General features: G+C 69.9%; 17 protein-coding genes. 12 read left to right on the top strand and 5 right to left on the bottom strand.

Going from position 1 to position 18,846, the window contains the following annotated elements:
* Positions 1–113 precede the first annotated feature (113 nt).
* Complete coding sequence (gene ahcY / locus GBZ26_RS15205) at positions 114–1,418, bottom strand: adenosylhomocysteinase (protein WP_174439554.1); 1,305 nt, start codon at positions 1,416–1,418, stop codon at positions 114–116.
* 219 nt (positions 1,419–1,637) lie between these two features.
* Here ahcY and GBZ26_RS15200 point away from each other — a divergent pair, with 219 nt between their 5' ends.
* From GBZ26_RS15200 to GBZ26_RS15165, 8 genes are all read left to right on the top strand, one after another.
* Positions 1,638–2,396: a phosphatase PAP2 family protein gene (locus GBZ26_RS15200; protein WP_174439553.1), complete on the top strand. Its 759-nt coding sequence runs from the start codon at positions 1,638–1,640 to the stop codon at positions 2,394–2,396.
* A 53-nt stretch (positions 2,397–2,449) separates the two neighbouring features.
* Positions 2,450–3,040, top strand: coding sequence for a hypothetical protein (locus GBZ26_RS15195; protein WP_246653836.1), 591 nt, complete (start codon positions 2,450–2,452; stop codon positions 3,038–3,040).
* A gap of 22 nt (positions 3,041–3,062) precedes the next feature.
* Positions 3,063–3,434, top strand: a complete 372-nt coding sequence (locus GBZ26_RS15190; RefSeq protein ID WP_174439552.1) for a hypothetical protein — start codon at positions 3,063–3,065, stop codon at positions 3,432–3,434.
* A gap of 137 nt (positions 3,435–3,571) precedes the next feature.
* Positions 3,572–5,098, top strand: a complete 1,527-nt coding sequence (locus GBZ26_RS15185; protein ID WP_174439551.1) for a glycosyl transferase family protein — start codon at positions 3,572–3,574, stop codon at positions 5,096–5,098.
* 370 nt (positions 5,099–5,468) lie between these two features.
* A complete protein-coding gene (locus GBZ26_RS15180) occupies positions 5,469–7,766 on the top strand; it encodes a TonB-dependent receptor (protein WP_174439550.1) in 2,298 nt (765 codons plus the stop codon).
* Positions 7,767–7,848: 82 nt separating this feature from the next.
* On the top strand, positions 7,849–8,535 hold the full coding sequence (locus GBZ26_RS15175; protein WP_174439549.1) for a Fe2+-dependent dioxygenase: 687 nt from the start codon (positions 7,849–7,851) through the stop codon (positions 8,533–8,535).
* On the top strand, positions 8,535–9,203 hold the full coding sequence (locus tag GBZ26_RS15170; protein WP_211104769.1) for a tetratricopeptide repeat protein: 669 nt from the start codon (positions 8,535–8,537) through the stop codon (positions 9,201–9,203). Before GBZ26_RS15175 ends, GBZ26_RS15170 begins: the two co-directional genes overlap by 1 nt.
* A gap of 98 nt (positions 9,204–9,301) precedes the next feature.
* Positions 9,302–10,390 carry an alpha-hydroxy acid oxidase gene (locus GBZ26_RS15165; protein WP_174439548.1) on the top strand — a complete coding sequence of 363 codons (1,089 nt, stop codon included), beginning with the start codon at positions 9,302–9,304 and terminating at the stop codon, positions 10,388–10,390.
* 6 nt (positions 10,391–10,396) lie between these two features.
* On the opposite strand, the gene GBZ26_RS15160 is transcribed toward GBZ26_RS15165, so the two are convergent.
* The 4 genes from GBZ26_RS15160 to GBZ26_RS15145 are packed head-to-tail and all read right to left on the bottom strand — an operon-like array spanning position 10,397 to position 14,032.
* A complete protein-coding gene (locus GBZ26_RS15160) occupies positions 10,397–11,155 on the bottom strand; it encodes an iron ABC transporter ATP-binding protein (RefSeq protein ID WP_174439547.1) in 759 nt (252 codons plus the stop codon).
* Positions 11,152–12,135 (bottom strand): iron chelate uptake ABC transporter family permease subunit, encoded by a 984-nt coding sequence (locus tag GBZ26_RS15155; RefSeq protein ID WP_174439546.1) that lies wholly within the window; start codon positions 12,133–12,135, stop codon positions 11,152–11,154. The genes GBZ26_RS15160 and GBZ26_RS15155 overlap by 4 nt, the downstream gene beginning before the upstream one ends.
* Positions 12,125–13,099: an ABC transporter permease gene (locus GBZ26_RS15150; RefSeq protein ID WP_222070168.1), complete on the bottom strand. Its 975-nt coding sequence runs from the start codon at positions 13,097–13,099 to the stop codon at positions 12,125–12,127. The genes GBZ26_RS15155 and GBZ26_RS15150 overlap by 11 nt, the downstream gene beginning before the upstream one ends.
* A gap of 3 nt (positions 13,100–13,102) precedes the next feature.
* Positions 13,103–14,032 (bottom strand): siderophore ABC transporter substrate-binding protein, encoded by a 930-nt coding sequence (locus tag GBZ26_RS15145; protein WP_174439545.1) that lies wholly within the window; start codon positions 14,030–14,032, stop codon positions 13,103–13,105.
* Between the two features lie 243 nt (positions 14,033–14,275).
* Here GBZ26_RS15145 and GBZ26_RS15140 point away from each other — a divergent pair, with 243 nt between their 5' ends.
* The 4 genes from GBZ26_RS15140 to GBZ26_RS15125 form a co-directional block, all read left to right on the top strand.
* Positions 14,276–14,896 carry a PadR family transcriptional regulator gene (locus GBZ26_RS15140; protein ID WP_246653837.1) on the top strand — a complete coding sequence of 207 codons (621 nt, stop codon included), beginning with the start codon at positions 14,276–14,278 and terminating at the stop codon, positions 14,894–14,896.
* 28 nt (positions 14,897–14,924) lie between these two features.
* Positions 14,925–15,251, top strand: a complete 327-nt coding sequence (locus tag GBZ26_RS15135; protein ID WP_174439544.1) for a DUF2218 domain-containing protein — start codon at positions 14,925–14,927, stop codon at positions 15,249–15,251.
* 145 nt (positions 15,252–15,396) lie between these two features.
* Complete coding sequence (locus GBZ26_RS15130) at positions 15,397–16,917, top strand: bifunctional metallophosphatase/5'-nucleotidase (protein ID WP_174439543.1); 1,521 nt, start codon at positions 15,397–15,399, stop codon at positions 16,915–16,917.
* A partial coding sequence (locus GBZ26_RS15125; RefSeq protein ID WP_247884817.1) for a histidine kinase dimerization/phospho-acceptor domain-containing protein occupies positions 16,917–18,846 on the top strand: 1,930 nt, incomplete at its 3' end. The genes GBZ26_RS15130 and GBZ26_RS15125, both read left to right, overlap by 1 nt.

The raw sequence follows: 18,846 nt of genomic DNA, 5'->3' as shown, positions 1-18,846 counted from the left end.
GAGGGAAGGGGCCCGCGGCGAAGCCGTGGGAAGGGTGGGGGCAACAGCGCACTCCAAACAAAAAAGGACCGCCCAATGGGCGGCCCTTTCCGTTCCGATCCGTCCGGAACCGCTTAGTAGCGGTAGTGGTCCGGCTTGAACGGGCCTTCGACCTTCACGCCGATGTACTCGGCCTGCTTGGCGGACAGGGTGGTCAGCTTGGCGCCGATCTTGTCCAGATGCAGGCGGGCGACCTTCTCGTCCAGGTGCTTCGGCAGCACGTAGACCTTGTTCTCGTAGCTGGCGGCGTTGGTCCACAGCTCGATCTGGGCCAGCACCTGGTTGGTGAAGCTGGCGCTCATCACGAAGCTCGGGTGGCCGGTGGCGCAGCCGAGGTTCACCAGGCGGCCCTGGGCCAGGACGATCAGGCGCTTGCCGTCAGGGAAGACGACCTCGTCAACCTGCGGCTTGACCTCTTCCCACTTGTAGTTGCGAAGAGCCTCGATCTGGATCTCGCTGTCGAAGTGGCCGATGTTGCAGACGATGGCGCGGTCTTTCATGGCGCGCATGTGGTCCAGCGTGATCACGTCGACGTTTCCGGTCGCGGTGACGAAGATGTCGCCCTGCGGAGCGGCCTCGTCCATCGTGACGACCTGATAGCCTTCCATGGCGGCCTGGAGCGCGGTGATCGGGTCGATCTCCGTCACCAGGACGCGCGCGCCCTGCGAGCGCAGCGAGGCGGCCGAGCCCTTGCCCACGTCGCCGTAGCCGGCAACCACGGCGACCTTGCCGGCCACCATCACGTCGGTGGCGCGCTTGATGCCGTCGACCAGCGACTCGCGGCAGCCGTAGAGGTTGTCGAACTTCGACTTGGTGACGCTGTCGTTCACGTTGATGGCCGGAACCTTCAGCGTGCCCTTCTTCATCATCTCATAGAGACGGTGGACGCCGGTGGTGGTCTCCTCCGACAGGCCGCGGACCTCGGCCAGCATCTCCGGATACTTGTCGTGCATGATCTGGGTGACGTCACCGCCGTCGTCCAGGATCATGTTCGGGGTCCAGCCGTCCGGACCGCGCAGGGTCTGCTCGATGCACCACCAGAACTCCTCCTCCGTCTCGCCCTTCCAGGCGAAGACCGGGATGCCGGCGGCGGCGATGGCGGCGGCGGCCTGGTCCTGGGTCGAGAAGATGTTGCAGGACGACCAGCGGACGGTCGCGCCGAGAGCGGTCAGCGTCTCGATCAGCACGGCGGTCTGGATGGTCATGTGCAGGCAGCCGACGATGCGGGCGCCGGCCAGCGGCTTCGTCTCGCCGAACTCCGCGCGCAGCGCCATCAGGCCGGGCATCTCGGTCTCGGCGATGGTGATTTCCTTGCGGCCCCACTCGGCGAGGCTGATGTCCTTGACCTTGTAGTCGGTGAAGTTGGCGGGCGCGGCCATCGGGGGGTCTCCTGGGCGGCTGTTCGTAGGACAGCAATGAAAAGGGGCGGGCGCACCGGCCCGCTGTGAGGCTGGTGTAGCAGCGCATTCGGAACCCCGCAAGCATAAAGATATCTTTATGTTTGCGGGGTTGACCATTCGGCGGCGTCCGCTTCGGCCCGGCGGACCTTTTCCCCGGAGGCCGGCGTTCCCATAACCGGTCTGCGACGGACGGGAGGCATGGGACGGGCGATGGCGCTGGCAGGATTGAGGGCACCCGGCTTCTGGACGAGGCTCGGCCGGCACGAGTTGAGGCTTCTCGTCGGCATGGCGGTCAGCGCCGGTCTGATCCTGGCCTTCGCCCTGCTGGCCGGCGAGGTGATCGAGGGCGAGACGGCGGCCTTCGACCGCGCGGTGCTGATGGCGCTGCGGGTGGCCGGCGATCCGGCGGTGCCGCTGGGGCCGCCCTGGCTTCACAACGCGGCGCGCGATGTCACGGCTTTGGGCAGCATCACCGTGCTGTCGCTGATCACCGCGGTGACGGTGGGCTTCCTGCTGCTTCGGGGAAAGCGCGGGGCGTCGCTCCTGGTGCTGCTTTCGGTCGGTGGCGGCATGGCGATCAGCGGCCTGCTGAAGAACCAGATCGGGCGGGAGCGCCCGGACATCGTCCCCCACGGCGACATCGTCTTCACCGCCAGCTTCCCCAGCGGCCATTCGCTGCTGTCGGCGGTCGTCTTCCTGACGCTGGGCGCGATGCTGGCGCGCTTCGTCGAAGGGAGGCGGCAGAAGGCCTATGTGCTCGTTGTGGCGATGGGGGTGACGTTGCTGGTCGGATGCAGCCGCGTCTATCTGGGCGTCCATTGGCCGACCGACGTCCTGGCGGGCTGGTGCGTCGGGGCGGGCTGGGCCGCGCTGTGCTGGCTCGTCGCCCTGTGGCTGCAAAGACGCGGTGCGGTCGAACCGGAGGGTGAAGCCGGAACGGTGCCGGATCGCACTTGACCACGCCCGGCCTCAGCCGATATTTCGGGTAATCCCGCCGTTCAACCCACAGCATGTCGATGTCCGAAGGCGCACTTGACCGTGAAACCCTGCAAGCCGTCGGCGTGCTGAAGCGCGCGGTGGACGAGGCGCGGGTGCCGGGTGTGCTGGAGTTCCGGCTGCTCTCCAGCGCGCTGGACCGCACGCTGGAAACGGAAGACCTGCATGAACTGAACGAGGCCAAGCGCGTTTACGAAACGCTGGACGGCGAATGCCGGACGATGGTCGTGGAGCGCGCCACCAGCCTCGCCCATGCCGAGGCCGCCGAACGGCGGGCGCCGCATGAGGAAATGGAGGCCGAGGTCGTTCCCGTCGCCGCGGTGAAGCCGCAACCCCCGGCGGCATCGCCCTTGGCGCCGGCGACGGGGCCGCCCCCCGGCCTGCGCGGCGGCAGGACGATGCGTCCGGCCACCGGTTTCCTGGCGGCGCTGAACGGCGTGCGCTCCGCCTCGCGGAGCCAGCCGCCGGGGCAACCAAAGGCGGACGGCGCTTCCGACAGCCGCGCCACCGCGAAATCGCGGCTGATGGCGGCGGTGGAGGAGCGGCGCGAGAGCGACCAGGGCGCGCGGCTCCATTCCGGCGGGCTGCCATCGGACAGCGACTGACAGAGATGAGGATGATCAGGGAATGACAGCGTTCAGGGTCGGGGATCAGGTGACGATCCACAACAGCCAGACCGGCCCGGAGAGGATCGCCACGGTCGACGCCTTCACCGAGGGCAACCGCTGCATGGTGCTGTCCGACGGCACCAAGTGGCGGGCGGACGGCCAGCGCCAGTGGCGCGTCGGCAGCGGCTACTACAAGGGGCCGGTGGTCGAGCGGACACGGCCCGGCGACGTCGACATCGTGACCCGGCGCCGCGCCATCGGCGTGATCCGCAAGTTCGCCCAGGACCTGAACATGGACAGCCCCCTGGACGCGGCGGCGCTGACCCGCATCGTCGAGCGGATCCAGGCGGAACAGGCCGCCGCCCCCAAGCCCGCAGCGTCCGAGGACTGAGCTTTCGAAGCCGCCGGCCCCTTCCTTCGCGGGAGGGACGGGGGCTCCGTGCGTGTTGCGTTGATGTGCGAATGCGTATCATTATCATGGTATGCAGCCGTGAACCGGCCAAGCAACCGCATTCGGGCTGAACTCACATGACGGTCAAGAGGAAGGACGGAACGCCGCATCCGAAACCGGAAGCGTCCGCTCAGGGCAAGGCGGTTCCCCGCGACCAGGACAATCGGCTGTCCCGCGGCCGTCTGATCGTCGCGCTGGACGCGCTGCTGTCGAACCGGAACGTCACGCTGGCCGCCCGCAACCTCGGTCTGCAGACATCGGCGCTCAGCCGGCTCCTGGGGCAGATGCGCGAGGCGTTCGGCGATCCCCTGTTCATCCGCTCCGGCCGCGGCCTGGTGCCCACCCCCTTCGCCGAAGCGTTGCGCCCGCGCGTCCAGGCGATGGCCCGCGGGATCGACGCTCTGTTCGAACCGGCGGCGGAACCCCCCGCGCGCGATGAAACCTTCGATTCCCGCTGGAACGTGCCGACCGGCATCGACGTACCGCCGCTCCGGGTCCGGCCCGCCGGCCTGCTGGAGGGGCAGCCGTCCCCGGCGCAGATCGACGCCAAGTTGGAAAACATCGCGCCGGACGCCCCCGCACAGGACCGACTGGCCCGCCACATCGGCGTGCTGGGCGTCGCCGGAGGCGGTCATGGGCGCCCGCTGACCGCCGAGGAGGCGGAGGAGGCGATGGCCGTCATCCTTGCGGGCGAGGCCGATCCGGTCCAAGTCGGCGCGCTTCTCGGCATGATGCGGATGCGCGGCTCGACCGCGCCGGAACTGGCCGGGATGGTGCGGGCGATGCGGGCGCACGTCGCCGCCGGGCTGGGCCGGACGATCCAGGCGGACATCGACTGGCCCTGCTTCACCTCGCCCAACTACCACAACCCGCCCTGGTTCTTCCACGCGGCGCGGCTGGTCGCCCAGGCGGGTCACCGGGTGCTGCTGCACGGCGGCACGGGTTGCAGCGCGGCCTCCGGCCGCTACGAGTTCATCGCGCCCACCGTGGGGATTCCGGTCTGCACCACCGCGCGGGAGATCGCGGCGGCGCTGGCGGCGCAGCGGATCGCCTACGCCCCGCTCGCCGCCCTGTCCCCGCAGATCTACCGGCTGATCGGGCTGCACCGGCTGACCCAAACCCGCTCCGCCGTGTTCGAGGCGGTGCATCTGCTGAAGCCGGCCAAGGCCAAGACCTCCCTGCTGGGCGCGGCGAAGCCGACCTACCGGGAATTGCACCGCGACGCCGCCCGCATCCTCGGCTGGAAGCACATGGCCGTGCTGGGCAGCGTGCGCGACGTCGCCCAGTTCACGCCCTTCCGACCCTCCTCCATCCACCGTCTGGTCGATGGCGAGGCGGAAGACCTCATCCTGCCCGCCTGCATGGACGAGCCGCCGCCGACGCCGCGCCCGCGCGGCACCAGCCTGGAATATTGGCAGGGGGTGTGGACCGGTGCCGTGCGCGACGCGCGGGCCGAGCGGATCATCGTCGGCACCGCGGCCTTCGCCCTGTTCGCCCTTCCCGGCGCCACCGGACCGGCCTTCGCCGACGCCCTGCGGCGTGCCGAACAGCTCTGGAAGGCCCGTCTCGGGCAGGGTGCGGCGGCGCTCCGGAGTCCGACCTGACGAACAAACGACGTCCGCCCTGGGGCGTCTCCGTACATTGAGAATAATTCTTATTATCGTTGTTGCCGCTCTGCAACAGTACGGCCTCGTACACCCCCACGCGGTTCTCAGAAAACGCTTGAGAAGACATTTTAAATCGTTGTGACACATATGAAAAATGGGTGTCGGCCCTTGGCGGTGCAAACCGCCGGAGAGCCTGTCACGGGCCGCCGTCAAACGGCATATCCCTGCATGCGATGAGGCTGAATGACGGCAATTTTGCAATTTAGAATTATTCTGAATGATCGCCGTTGAAGGGAGCGCCTCCCCGATTGGTAGATAGCCGCCGCTGATCGGCGCATCCGCCACGACGACTTTTCGGGAGAGCCTCATGTTGCAATCGAATGTTCCCGACCGCCTCCGACCCATCATCGCCGGCGCCGCCGCGACGGCGGGGCTGGCGATGTCCTTTTCCACCCTGGCGACGGTGGCCGAGGCGCAGACGGCCGGAACGGGGACCGGAACCGGCGCCGCGCCGGGCACCGCGGCCGGTGACGCCACGATCCTCGACCCGGTGCGGGTCGGCGCCGACCGTCCGGCCGACACGGGGAATGTGAACGCCAAGCCCACCGGCATCTCCCGCCTGCCCGACACCGTCAAGGACACGCCCCGCGTCGTCAACGTCGTCCCGGAAGAGATCATCGAGCAGCAGCGCGCCACGACGCTGGAACAGGTTCTGCGCAACGTCCCCGGCATCACCATCTCCACCGGCGAAGGCAACGGCGGCCAGAACGGCGACCAGTTCCGCATCCGTGGCCTGACCGCCCGCGGCGACATCTACACCGACGGCCTGAAGGACTTCGGCGTCTACACCCACGACGTCTTCAACACCGAGACGGTGCAGGTCTTCAAGGGCCCGTCGGGCAACGGCTTCGGCGTCGGCAACTCCGGCGGCGTCATCAACCAGGGCACCAAGAAGGCCGGGCTGGACAAGCGCTACAAGGTCGAGCAGTCGGTCGGCTCCGGCCCCACCTACCGCACCACGGTGGACGTGAACCAGCCGATCAACGAGACGACGGCGCTGCGCATCAACGGCCTGTACCACGACCAGGACGTCGCCGACCGCGACGAGGTCGAGGCCAAGCGCAAGGGCATCGCCGCCGACCTCGGCGTGGGGCTGGGCACCCCGACGACCTGGCACCTGAACTACTCCTACCTGAAGGGCGAGAAGGTCCCGGATATGGGCGTGCCCATGATCCGTGGCCGTGACGGCACGTTCCGTCCGGCGCCCGAGTTCGGCCTCGACCGCTCCACCTCCTACGTCCGCAACCATGACCGCGACGACACCGACAACCACGTCGTGACCTCGACCCTGGCCCACGAGGTCGGCAAGTCCCTGTCCTTCTACAACGACAGCCGTTACAGCCATTACAAGCGCGACTTCGCCGCCACCACTCCCGGCGCGCCGACCGCGCCCAACACCACGCTCTTCCTGAACGGCGGCAACCCGGTGATCGGCTACGGCGCCGGCGGCGGCCTGGCCTTCAAGCAGAAGGGCTGGGGCGTCCAGAACGTCGCCGGAGCGAAGGCGGAGGGCAATTTCCTCGGCCTCTACCACAAGGTGAACGGCGGGCTGGACCTCAGCTACCAGAAGGACGAGCGGCGCGGCGGCAGCTGGGTCAACCGCACCAACACCCAGACCATCCGCAACCCCAGCCACAACTACCCGGCCAACGCCTTCCTCACCTACCCGGCGACCGGCGTGCGTGAATCGAGCGTTGCCAACACCGGCCTGTTCATCACCGACCGCGTGTGGCTGTTCGAGCAGCTTTCGGTGCAGGGCGGCCTGCGCTGGGATTACTTCCGCAGCACCTTCCGGGCCGCCGACCCGGCGGTGGCGGGCGGCAGCGCCAGCACCCGCACGCTCAGCCCGTCGGCCAGCCTGATCTACGAGCCGACCAAGGACGCGTCGCTGTATGTCTCCTACGCGCGCTCCAACAAGCCGATCGGCGTGGACATCGCCGCGCAGCTCACCAACGGCTCGGCGGAGAATCCGCGCGACGGGCGTGACTTCGATCCGGAAAAGACCGACCTGTACGAGATCGGCGGCAAGGCCGACTTCTTCGGCGGGCGGCTGGGCGTGAACGGCGCGCTGTTCCAGATCGAGAAGGGCAACACCTACTCGGTCGATCCGGCCACCGGCACGGTCACCGACGGCTTCTCCGAGGCCGGTCTCGGCACCCGCATCCGCGGCTTCGAGGCCGGGGTGAGCGGCAAGGTGGTCGAGGGCTGGAGCGTCTACGCCAGCTACGCCTACCTCGACGGCGAGGTGCGGGAGTCGCGCACCAACCCGGCGGTCGTCGGCAACGAGGCTCCGAACGTGCCGAAGCACAACGCCAGCCTGTGGTCGACCTACGAGTTCGCCCCCGGCGTCGTGCCCGGCAAGGTCATGGTCGGCGGCGGCATCCAGTACGCCTCGGAATACTGGGCCGACAGCGCCAACACGGGCCGCGTGCCGGAGACGGTCTCGCTGGACAGCGTGGTGTCCTACGAGATCAACAACCTGTCCCTGGCCCTCAACGCCTACAACCTGACCGACCACCGCAACTACGCCTCGGCCTTCAACGCCTCGCGCGCGGTGCCGGCTTCGGGCCGCACCTTCATGCTGACCGCCGGCGTCACCTTCTGATCCCGGCCAGGCCGGACCTGTTCCCGGACCATCCTCCGGGAGCCGGTCCGGCCTTACTTCTTCTGCAAAAGGATTCCTCCCCGTGCTTCTGCAAATCCCCGACGTTCTGACCGCCGACGAGGTCGCCCACTGCCGCGCGGTGCTGGAGGCGTCGCCCTGGGTCGACGGCCGCGTCACCGCGGGCTCCCAGGCGGTGCTGGCCAAGAACAACCTGCAGATCCCGGAGGAGAGCGACACCGCCCGCGAGCTGGGCGTGGTCATCCTGAAGGCGCTGGGCCGCAACCCGGCCTTCAACTCCGCGGCCCTGCCACTGCGCGTCCTGCCGCCCATGTTCAACCGCTACGACCTGGGCATGACCTACGGCAACCATGTGGACAACGCCATCCGGGCCATTCCGGGCACCGGCGGCATGCGCCTGCGGGCCGACGTCTCCACCACGATCTTCCTCAGCGATCCCGGCGAGTATGACGGCGGCGATCTGGTCGTCGAGGACACCTACGGCACCAAGGGCGTGAAGCTGCCGGCGGGGCACGCGGTGGTCTACCCGTCCAGCAGCCTGCACCGGGTGACCCCGGTGACGCGCGGCTCGCGCTGGGCCTCCTTCTTCTTCACGCAGTCGCTGGTCAAGGACGACGGGCTGCGGGCCATGCTCTACGACCTCGACGTCGCGATCATCGACCTGCGCCGGGAGCTGGGCGACCAGCACCCGTCCGTGCTGGCCCTGGTGAACCACTATCACAACCTGCTGCGGCGCTGGGCGGAGGTGTGATGGACGGTATTGCGGCTGCCCATTCCACGGAAGGGCCGGGCATCATCGACGTGCAGCTCGCCCTGGGGCAGCAATGCCTCGACCGCGGCGGGGCAGCGCAGGCGCAGGCGGTGGAGTGGTTCCGCATCGCCGCCCGCAGCGGCGACGCCCGCGCCGTCAACATGCTGGGGCGCTGCCACGAGCACGGCTGGGGCGTGCCCGCCGATCCCGTACAGGCCGCCGCCCATTACCGCCGCGCCGCCGAGCTGGGCGATGCGTGGGCGCTGTTCAATCTGGCCGACCTGCATTGCCGCGGCCTGGGTGTTCCGGCGGACGACGCCGAGGCCTACCGGCTCTACGCCGCCGCGGCCCGCCGGGGCAACGTGAAGGCGCTGAACATGTTGGGCCTGTTCCACGAGGCCGGGCGCGCGGTGGCCGAGGACGGGGCGGGCGCCCGCCAACTCTTCCAGGCCGCCGCCGAGGGCGGGGACTGCTGGGGCCGCTTCAACCACGCCCGCCTGCTGCTCCAGGACGGGCGGATGGAGGAGGCGCTGGCGTGGTTCGCGCGGGCGCTGGACACCGGCTTCCCCGACTTTTACCGCGGCATGGCCGCCGCTTTGGCCGACCAGCCCGACCCGCGCCTGCGCGCGTTGGCGTGGCGGGCTGGCGAGTTGGCGGAGGGCCGGTGAAGGGGATGCGCGTGGCGGGACGTCCGGCACAAGCGCAACCCCCTCACCCTAACCCTCTCCCCGGAGGGGAGAGGGGATGTTTCTTGAGGATTCCCGCGATGAGCGTTCCCGCCGACACCGTCTCGCTCCACGACTACGAGCGCCACTTCACGGCGCGCGTCGATGCGGCGACCCGCGCCTACATCGCGGGAACCGGGGCGGACGGCATCACCCGGCAGGCCAACCGCGACGCCTACGACCGGATGCGGCTGATGCCGCGGGCGCTGCGCGACCTGTCGCAGGCCAGCGCGGCGACGACCCTGTTCGGGCAGGCCATGCCCTATCCCATCCTGATCGCGCCCATGGCCTTCCACCGGCTGGTCCATCGCGACGGGGAGCGGGCGACCGCGCAGGCGGCGGGCCTTACCGGCACCTGGATGACCGTCAGCACCCAGTCCAGCGTGACGCTGGAGGAGGTCGCGGCGGCGGCTGGCGGGCCGCTGTGGTTCCAGCTCTACACCCAGCCGCGGCCGGAGGACACGCTGGCCCTGGTGCGGCGGGCGGAGGCCGCCGGCTACCGCGCGCTGGTGCTGACGGTGGACGCGCCGGTCAGCGGCCTGCGCAACATCGAGCAGCGCGCCGGCTTCCGCCTGCCCGAGGGCATCGCCCCGGTCAATCTGGCCGGTCTGGCGCCGGACAGCTTCACCCCGTCGCGGCCGGGCAGCCCGGTCTTCCAGGGCATGCTGCACGCCGCCGCCACCTGGGACACGGTGCGCTGGCTGTGCGCCGAGACGCGGCTGCCGGTGCTGCTGAAGGGGATCATGAACCCCGACGACGTCGACCCCGCTGTCGAGGCGGGGGCGGCGGGCATCATCGTGTCGAACCATGGCGGGCGGACGCTGGACACGCTGCCCGCGGTGGCGGAGGTGCTGCCGCTGGTCGCCGCCCGCGCGGCGGGCCGCCTGCCCATCCTGGCCGACGGCGGCATCCGGCGCGGCACCGACATCCTGAAGGCGCTGGCGCTGGGCGCCGACGCGGTGCTGGTGGGCCAGCCGGTGCTGCACGCCCTGGCGGTCGGCGGCATGGCGGGCGTCGCGCACATGCTGACCATCCTGCAGACCGAGCTGGAGGTCGCCATGGCGCTGAGCGGGCGGGCGCGGCTGGCCGACATCGACCGTTCGGTGATCTTCGACCCGCCGCGCTTCTAAAAGACTCTATTGGTAGTACAGCGCGATGCGCTGGCCGGCGTTCTCCATCACCTGGGCCTCGACGCCGTAGACGTCGCGGATCACCTCGGGCGTGATGATGACCTCCGGCGGCCCCTGGTGCACCACCCGGCCGTCGCGCATCGCGACGATGCGGTCGGAGTAGCAGGAGGCGAAGTTGATGTCGTGCAGCACCAGCACGATGGTCTTGCCGAACGCGTCGGCGGTGCGGCGGAACAGCTTCATCATCGCCACGGCGTGCTTGACGTCGAGGTTGTTCAGCGGCTCGTCGAGCAGGATGTATTCGGTGTCCTGGCACAGCACCATGGCGATGAAGGCGCGCTGGCGCTGGCCGCCCGACAGCTCGTCCAGGAATCGGCCGGCCAGCGGCTCCAGGTCCAGATAGCGCAGCGCGTTGCGGATGTGCCCGCGGTCGGCGTCGGTCAGGCGTCCCTTGCTGTGCGGGTAGCGGCCGAAGGCGACGAGGTCCTCCACCGTCAGGCGGGACATGATCTGGTTGTCCTGGCGCAGAATGGACAGGCGGCGGGCCAGCACCTCGCCCGGCGTGGTGGTCACGTCCAGCCCGTCGATCTCCACCGTGCCCGAGGACATCGGCAGCAGGCGGCTGATGATCGACAGCAGCGTCGATTTGCCCGCCCCGTTCGCCCCGATCAGCGAGATCACCCCGCCCGCGGGCAGGGACAGGGACACCCCGTCGACGACGACGGTGCCGTTGTAGCTCTTCGTGATGTTCTTGACGTCGATCATCGGGCCGAACCCCGCACCAGGATGAACAGGAAGGCGAGACCGCCCACGAACTCGATGACGATGCTGAGCGCCGCGTTGTAGCCGAACACCCGCTCCAGCACGAGCTGGCCGGCGACCAGCGTCAGCACGGCGAGCAGCACCGCGGCCGGCAGGATCAGCGCGTGCCGGTGCGAGCGGACCACCAGATAGGCGAGGTTGGCGACCAGCAGCCCGAAGAAGGTGATCGGCCCGACCAGGGCCGTGGACACCGACACCAGGATGGACACCATCACCAGCACGGCCATCACCGCGCGCCGGTGCTCCACGCCGAGGTTGATCGCGGCGTCGCGCCCCAGCGCCAGCACGTCGAAGGTGCGCCGCCACCGCCAGCCGACCAGCGACACCGCCAGCACGACCAGCGCCGACACGGTCAGCAGCTCGACATCCACCCGGTTGAAGTTGGCGAACAGCCGGTCCTGCACGGTCAGGAACGCGTTGGGGTCGAGAATGCGCTGAAGGAAGCTGGTCAGGCTGCGGAACAGCACGCCGAAGACGATGCCGACGAGGAGCAGCAGATGCAGGCTGCGCCGGTTGTCGCCGCGGCCCGCGCCGTTGAACAGCCACCAGTAGAGCAGGCCGGAGAAGACGACCATCGACGCTACCTCGATGCCGAAGCGCAGGCGCGGGTCGAGCGTCGCGACAAGGCCGCTGCCGAACTGGAACACCAGCCCAGTCTGGATCAGCCGGTAGAGATGGTCGAAGCCCATCACCGAGGGGGTGAGGATGCGGTTGTTGGTGATCGTCTGGAACAGGACGGTCGACACGGCGACGGCGTAGCCGACCAGCACCATCGCGGCGACCTTGGTGCCGCGGAAGGCCAGGATGAAGTCCCACTTGCCGCGCGCGCCCAGCGTCATGAACAGCGCGATCGACAGCAGGGTCAGCGCCGACAGGCCGCCCAGGACGACCATCGGCGAGAGGATGCGGCGGTCAGCCGGCATGGCCGTTCCTCCGCAGCAGGAGATAGAGGAACAGGGCGCTGCCGATGACCCCCATCATCGTTCCGATCGGGATCTCGTAGGGATGGATCACCAGCCGCCCGGCGATGTCGCAGGCCAGCACCAGCCCGGCGCCCATCAGCGCGACCCAGGGCAGGGACCCGCGCATGTTGTCGCCGCGCACGAGGCTGACGACGTTGGGAACGATCAGCCCCAGGAAGGGGATCATGCCGCAGGTGGCGATCACCGCCGCGGTGGTCATCGACACGATTACCAGCCCCAGCGCCATCACCTTGTGGTGGTCGATGCCCAGGTTGGTGGCGACGTCCCGCCCCATCCCGGCCACGGTGAAGCGGTCCGCCGCCAGATAGGCGACGCCGGTCAGGGCGGCGCTCAGCCACAGCAGCTCGTAGCGGCCGAGCAGGATGGCGGAAAAATCCCCGGTCTCCCAGCCGCGCACCGACTGGATCAGGTCCTGGCGGTAGGCGATGAACTCCGTCATCGCCGTGATGACCCCGCCCAGCATGATGCCGACCAGCGGCACCACCAGCGGCGAGCGCAGCGGCACCTGCCGCAGGATCGCCAGGAACAGCCCCGTCCCCGCCAGCGCGCACAGGCTGGCGACGGCCATGCGCCCGAACACCGGCATCTCCGGCGCCAGCAGCGAGACCATCATCATGCCGAAGATGGCCGATTCCGCGGTCCCGGCGGTGGAGGGCTCGACGAAGCGGTTGCGCACCAGCATCTGGAGGAGCAGGCCCGACACCGCCATGGCGGCGCCGGCCAGGATCAGGGCCAGCGTCCGGGGCAGCCGGCTGACCAGAAGGACCTGGGTGGCCTGGTCCGTGGCCCCGCCGAACAGCGTCGCGAGGCTCACGTCGCTGACGCCGACGAACAGGCTCCACACGGCCAGCAGGCCGATGCCCAATGTGGCCAGCGGGAGCGTGGCGATTGGCAGGGTCTTCACGGGTCAGGACTTCCTGGACAGCGCCGCCAGGAGATCGTCCACGTCCTGCTGGAGCGCCGACAGCCCGCCGCCGACGATGTACCAGTTGCCACCGTTCAGATAGACGACCTGATTCTTCTGCCAGGCGGTGGTGCGGCGGACGATGTCGTTGTCGAGGAACTGCCGGGCCGGCTTGCCGTCCTGCCCGATGGCGGCGTCGCGGTCGATCACGAACAGCCAGTCGGGGTTGGTTTCCAGGATGAACTCGAAGGAGATGGCCTGCCCGTGGTTGGCGACCTTCAGGCCGGGGGCGGCGGGCTGGATGCCGAACTCCGAGTGCAGGATGCCGAAGCGCGACCCCGGCCCGTAGGCGCTCATCTTGCCGCCGGTGGTCAGGACCAGCAGGCCCTTGCCGGCGTTGCCCGCCACCGCCTTCAGCTCGGCGATGGAGGCGCGCAGCCGGTCCAGCCTCTGCTTGACCTCGGCGGTCTTGCCGAAGATGCGCCCCAGCGTCTCGGCGTTGGCGATGGAGCTGGCCAGGAAGTCGGTCTGGTCGGTCGTCATGTCGAGCGTCGGCGCGATGCGCGACAGCTCGGCGTATTTCGGGGCCGACCGGCCGCCGGCGATGATCAGGCCGGGCTCGGCGGCGTTCACCGCCTCGTAGTCCGGTTCGAACAGCGTGCCGATCTTCGCGTAGGACGGCCCGTCGTACTTGGCGAGGTGCGGCGGCTTCAGCCCCGTGGGCACCCCGGCGATCGCCACGCCCAGCGCGTCCAGCGTGTCCAGCGAGGTCATGTCGAAGACCAGGACGGGGTCGAGCTTGGCGGGAAGCCGGGTCTCGCCCTGCGCGTGCCGCACCGTCATGTCCTGGGCGTGGCCGGGAACGGGCGCCAGGGCGGCGAGGCCGATAGCCGCCGCAGTCATCGCGAGGGCGTGGCGTCGGGTCAGCTTCATCCTTGACTCTCCTTCAACTTCGCCGGGACGGCCTGTGCCGGAAGGGCGGGCGCACTGTGGTCCCGATTGCCGCGGATCGTCAATGCGAATTGTTCGCATTCGCAGTATGTTGGCCGAGCGTGGCTGAGGATTCCCGCTTTCCCTCTCCCGTCCTGGGAGAGGGAAAAACCGCCAGGGCAGGGCTTGTGTTTCGACATGTCGCGATATATCTTTGACCTATCGAAACACAGTGGAGCCCCTGTCATGAGGTTTTTCCCGAATCCCTTTTGCGGCCGGATGCGCCGCCATCATCCCGGCCCGCACGGTGATGGACCCCATGGCGGCGGTCCCCGGCACGGCGGCGGCCGTCACGCCGCGGAGGGCGGCTGGGGTCATGAGCGGCGTGGCGGCCGCGGCGGCCGCCGCGGCGTCTTCGAGGCGTCGGAACTGCGACTGGTTCTTCTGAAGCTGATCGCCGACGAGCCGCGGCACGGCTACGACCTGATCCGCGCCGTCGAGGAGCTGACCGGCGGCGGCTATGTGCCCAGCCCCGGCGTGATCTACCCGACCCTGTCGCTGCTGGAGGAGATGGGCCACATCGCCAAGGCCGACGCCGAGGGCGCGCGCAAGCCCTTCGCCGTGACCCCGGACGGCACCGCCCAGCTCGCCCAGGACAAGGACACCGTCGACGCCCTGTTCGCCCGCCTCGCCGCCCTGGCGACCCGGCGGGCCCACACCGACGGCGCCCCGATCCGCCGCGCCATGGAAAATCTGAAGGCCGTGCTGATGCACCGGCTGGGGCGTGAGGGCGTCGATGCGGACACGGTGCACGCCGCTGTTTCCATCCTCGACGAGGCGGCCCAGCGCATCGAACGTCTTCCCTGAACCACCGTTGCCAAACAGAAGGATGATCATGAGACAGGCCAGCAGCGTCCGCGTCCCGACCCCGAACGGCAGCCGTTATCTTCAACAGCTCTGCAAGCACTGGGCGCACAATCTGACGGTGGAGTACACGCCGGAGGCCGGGAGCGTCGTCTTCCCGCACAACGCCCGCGGCGCCGACTGGCCGGGCGACGCCACCCTGACGCTCCAGGCCCGGCCGGACGCGCTGGACTGCCGGCTGGACGCCAGCTCCGCCGAGCATCTGTCCGCCCTCAAGGGCGCGCTGGAACGCCACCTCGACCGCTTCGCCTTCCGCGAGGTTCCGCTGTCCTATCCCTGGCAGGACGAGGCCGCCTGAACCGGTTGTCCCTTTTTCCCTTGTTGCAACAGGTGTTTTTTTATCACCGGAATGTTGCCCGGCATCCATGGATATGCCTTGAACTCCCCGGCCCGAATACGGAAGAACCATCCTGAAGGAACAGGGATGGCAGGAGGGGGTAACCATGCCGAATCGCGGCAATGGTGGGATGGGGCGTTTTTCCGGCTGGCGTAGCGTCCTGGCCGCCTGCGCCGTCGCGGCGCTCGGCGTATTCGCGCCGGCCGCGTCGGCGGCGGAGCTGTCGATCGTCTTCACCTCGACGATGGCCGACATCGAGCCGGTGGAGGGCGAGGGCGGGCTCGCCAACCTCGCCACGCTGCTGCGCACCAAGCGGGCGGAGGGCAACACCCTGTTCCTGCACGGCGGCGCGTCGCTGACCGCGGGCGTCCTGTCCACCTTCGACCGCGGCGCCCACATGATCGACCTGCTGAATGAGCTTCAGCCCGACATGATGGCGGTGACCAAGCGCGACCTCGGCTTCGGCAAGGACGAGCTGACCCTGCGCAGCTACGAGGCACGCTTCCCCTTCGTCAGTGCCACCACCATCGACCGCAACACCGGCAAGGTGATGGAAGGGCTGGAGCCGTCGGCGCTGCTCGACACGCCGGTGGGCAAAGTCGGCGTGGTCTCGGCGATCTCGCCGGAACTGACCGTCCAGTACATCGTGCCGGACATCGAGGTGCGCCCGCCCGCCACGATCGCGGCGGAGGCGCGCGCGCTGCGCGCCCAGGGCGCCGACTATGTGGTCGCCATCCTGGACAACGCCCCGGAGGCGGTGGAGGCGCTGCGCGGCGAGCCCGCCATCGACGCGCTGCTCCAGCTCTCCGCCACCGGCAAGGACGTGCTGGAGGCCGATAAAGGCAAGCTCTTCGGAGTCCACGTCAACGTGAAGGGATCGGCCTTCGTCCTGCGGCTGGACGGCGATGGCAAGGCGCCGCCCGCGCTGGCCGGTGCCGACATCGTGCCGCTGGCCGGACTGCCGCCGGACCCGGCGATGGAAAAGCGGGTCGGCGTCTATCTGGCCCGGCTGTCGGAGCTGCTGGACATCAACATCGGGACGACGGCGACCCCGCTCGACACCCGTCGCGCCGCCGTGCGCACCGCTGAGAACGCCTTCGCCTCGCTGATCGCCGACGCCATGCGCGGCCATTTCAACACCGACGTGGCCTTCATCAACGGCGGCAACATCCGCGGCAACCGCCAGTACGAGGCGGGGACCGTGCTGACCCGCCGCGACATCCAGCGCGAACTGCCCTTCCGCGACACCATCATCGCCGTGACCCTGCCCGGCAAGGCCCTGCGCGACGCGCTGGAGGTCAGCGCCGCCGGGGTGGACAACCAGAAGGGCAGCTTCCTCCACCCGTCCAACATGGCGGTGGTCTACGACCTGAAGCAACCGGCGGGCGGGCGCGTCGTCTCCGTCACGGTGGGCGGCAAGCCGCTCGACCCGGACGCCCGCTATTCGGTGGCCCTGCCCACCTATCTGGCCCAGGGCGGCGACGGCTACGGCATGCTGAAGTCGCCCGGCGCCGGCGGGGCCGGGGCCGGGGCCGGCGGCAAGCTGCTGTGGGAGATCATGGCCCAGCACCTGACCGACCGGGGGACGGTGTCGCCCCGCATCGACGGCCGCATCACCGAGCGTTGATGACCACGGAACCAGCCTCGACCGCGCCGGTCCCGCGCGCGCCCTTCCGGGGCGGCGTCGGGCGGCGCGTCGGGCTGGGCCTGCTGGTCATGGTGGGCGTGCTGCTCGGCGTGTCAGGTGCGGCGCTCTACGATCTGGCGCAATTCCGGCACGCCCTGTCGGACCTGTCCAACGGGGCGCTGCCGCGCATCACCACCGGGGCGGTGCTGAACGGCGGCCTGCAGCAGGTGCTGTCGCAGGCGACCCGGCTGGGCGGGGCCACCAGCCACCCCGAGCGGCGGGTCACGCTGGCCGAACTGACCGCCAACCTGACGGCGGTCACCCGGTCGGCCCAGGCCCTGTCCGACATCGAGGGCGGCGCGACGCTGGCCGGCGTGCTGGGGACGCTCGTCCCGACGGTGGCGGACCTCGACCGGCTGGTCGCCGAGCGCATCGACGCGGCGGCGCGCTCCGACGACGCGCTGGACGAGACCCGCCGCCTGTCGGCGGAGGCCGGCGCTCTGGTCGCCGCCGTGCTGCCGACCCTGCCGCCGGACCGGCTGGGGCCGCTGACCGCCTGGACCAACACGGTCAACCGCGTGCTGAACGAGAGCACCCACGCCGGCAACAGCCGGTTCCAGCGCGAGATCGCGCGTGCCCAGCGGGACGCGGCGGCCGCGCTGTCGGCCCTGCCGGCGCTGCACGCCGGGCTGCCGCCGGAGCAGGCGGAGCGCTTCGCCGCCCTGCACCGGCGGCTGGAGACGGCGCTGCTCGGCCCCACCGGCCTGCTGCCCAGCCTGATGGAGCGGCAGGCGGCCATCGCCCGCAGCAAGGCGCTGACCAACCAGGTGCTGGTGATGGTCGAGGAGGTCGTGAAGATCGCCCATGCGCTGTTCGAACGGATCAACGCGGCGGCGGCGGACGAGGCGGACGGGCTGTCGGAACTGGCCGCGACGCAGAACCGCATCCTGGTCGGGCTGGGGGCGCTGGGCTTCCTGGTGGCGCTGGGTGTGTATCTGTACCTGCGCCGCTTCCTGACCCTGCGTCTGGTCCGGCTGAACGACGCGGTGCTCGACCGGGTGGAGGGGCGGGAGACGCCGCTGCCCGACGGCGGCACCGACGAGATCGCCACCATCTCCCGCTCGATCCGCCACTTCCTCGACGAGATCGCGCGCCGCCAGCAGCAGGTGGAGGAGGCCCGCCACCGCGCCGAGGAGGCGTCGCGCGCCAAGGGCGATTTCCTGGCGAACATGAGCCACGAGATCCGCACGCCGATGAACGCCATCCTCGGCCTCAGCCACCTCGCCCTGCGCGCCGGGCCGCCGCCGCGCCAGCGCGGCTACCTGACCCGCATCCGCGCCTCGGCCACGGCGCTGCTCGGCATCATCAACGACATCCTCGACGTCTCGAAGATCGAGGCGGGCATGCTGACGCTGGAGCGCGTGCCCTTCGACCTGTCGGCCGTGCTCGACATGGTGGCCGGCACCGCCGCCCTGTCCGCCGAGGAGAAGGGGCTGGCTTTGCGGCTGGAAATCGCCCCGGACGTGCCCACCGCCCTGCTGGGCGACCCGTTGCGGCTGGGGCAGGTGCTCCTCAATCTCGTCAACAACGCGGTGAAGTTCACCGAGAGCGGCAGCGTGGTCCTCGGCGTGACCGCCGCGGAGCGGACGGCGGGGGAGACAGAGGCCGAGCTGCGCTTCGCCGTGCGCGACACCGGCATCGGCATGACGGCGGAGCAGGTCGCCCGCCTGTTCCAGCCCTTCGCCCAGGCCGACAGCTCGACCACCCGCCGCTACGGCGGGGCCGGGGGGGGGGGGGGGGTCAGCCGGCGGGCGGGCGGCATGATGGGGGGCGGGGCTGTTGGGGGGAGGGGCCCCGGGCGGGGCAGCACCCCTCCCCCTACGGTCGCGGGCGGCGGGCGGGGAGGAGCCCCGGACGCGGGTTCCATTT

Source organism: Azospirillum formosense, assembly GCF_013340925.1.
GTDB classification, from domain to species: Bacteria; Pseudomonadota; Alphaproteobacteria; order Azospirillales; family Azospirillaceae; genus Azospirillum; species Azospirillum formosense.
The sequence above is the reverse complement of the archived record's forward strand: the minus strand, read 5'-3'. Positions and strand labels throughout refer to the sequence as shown.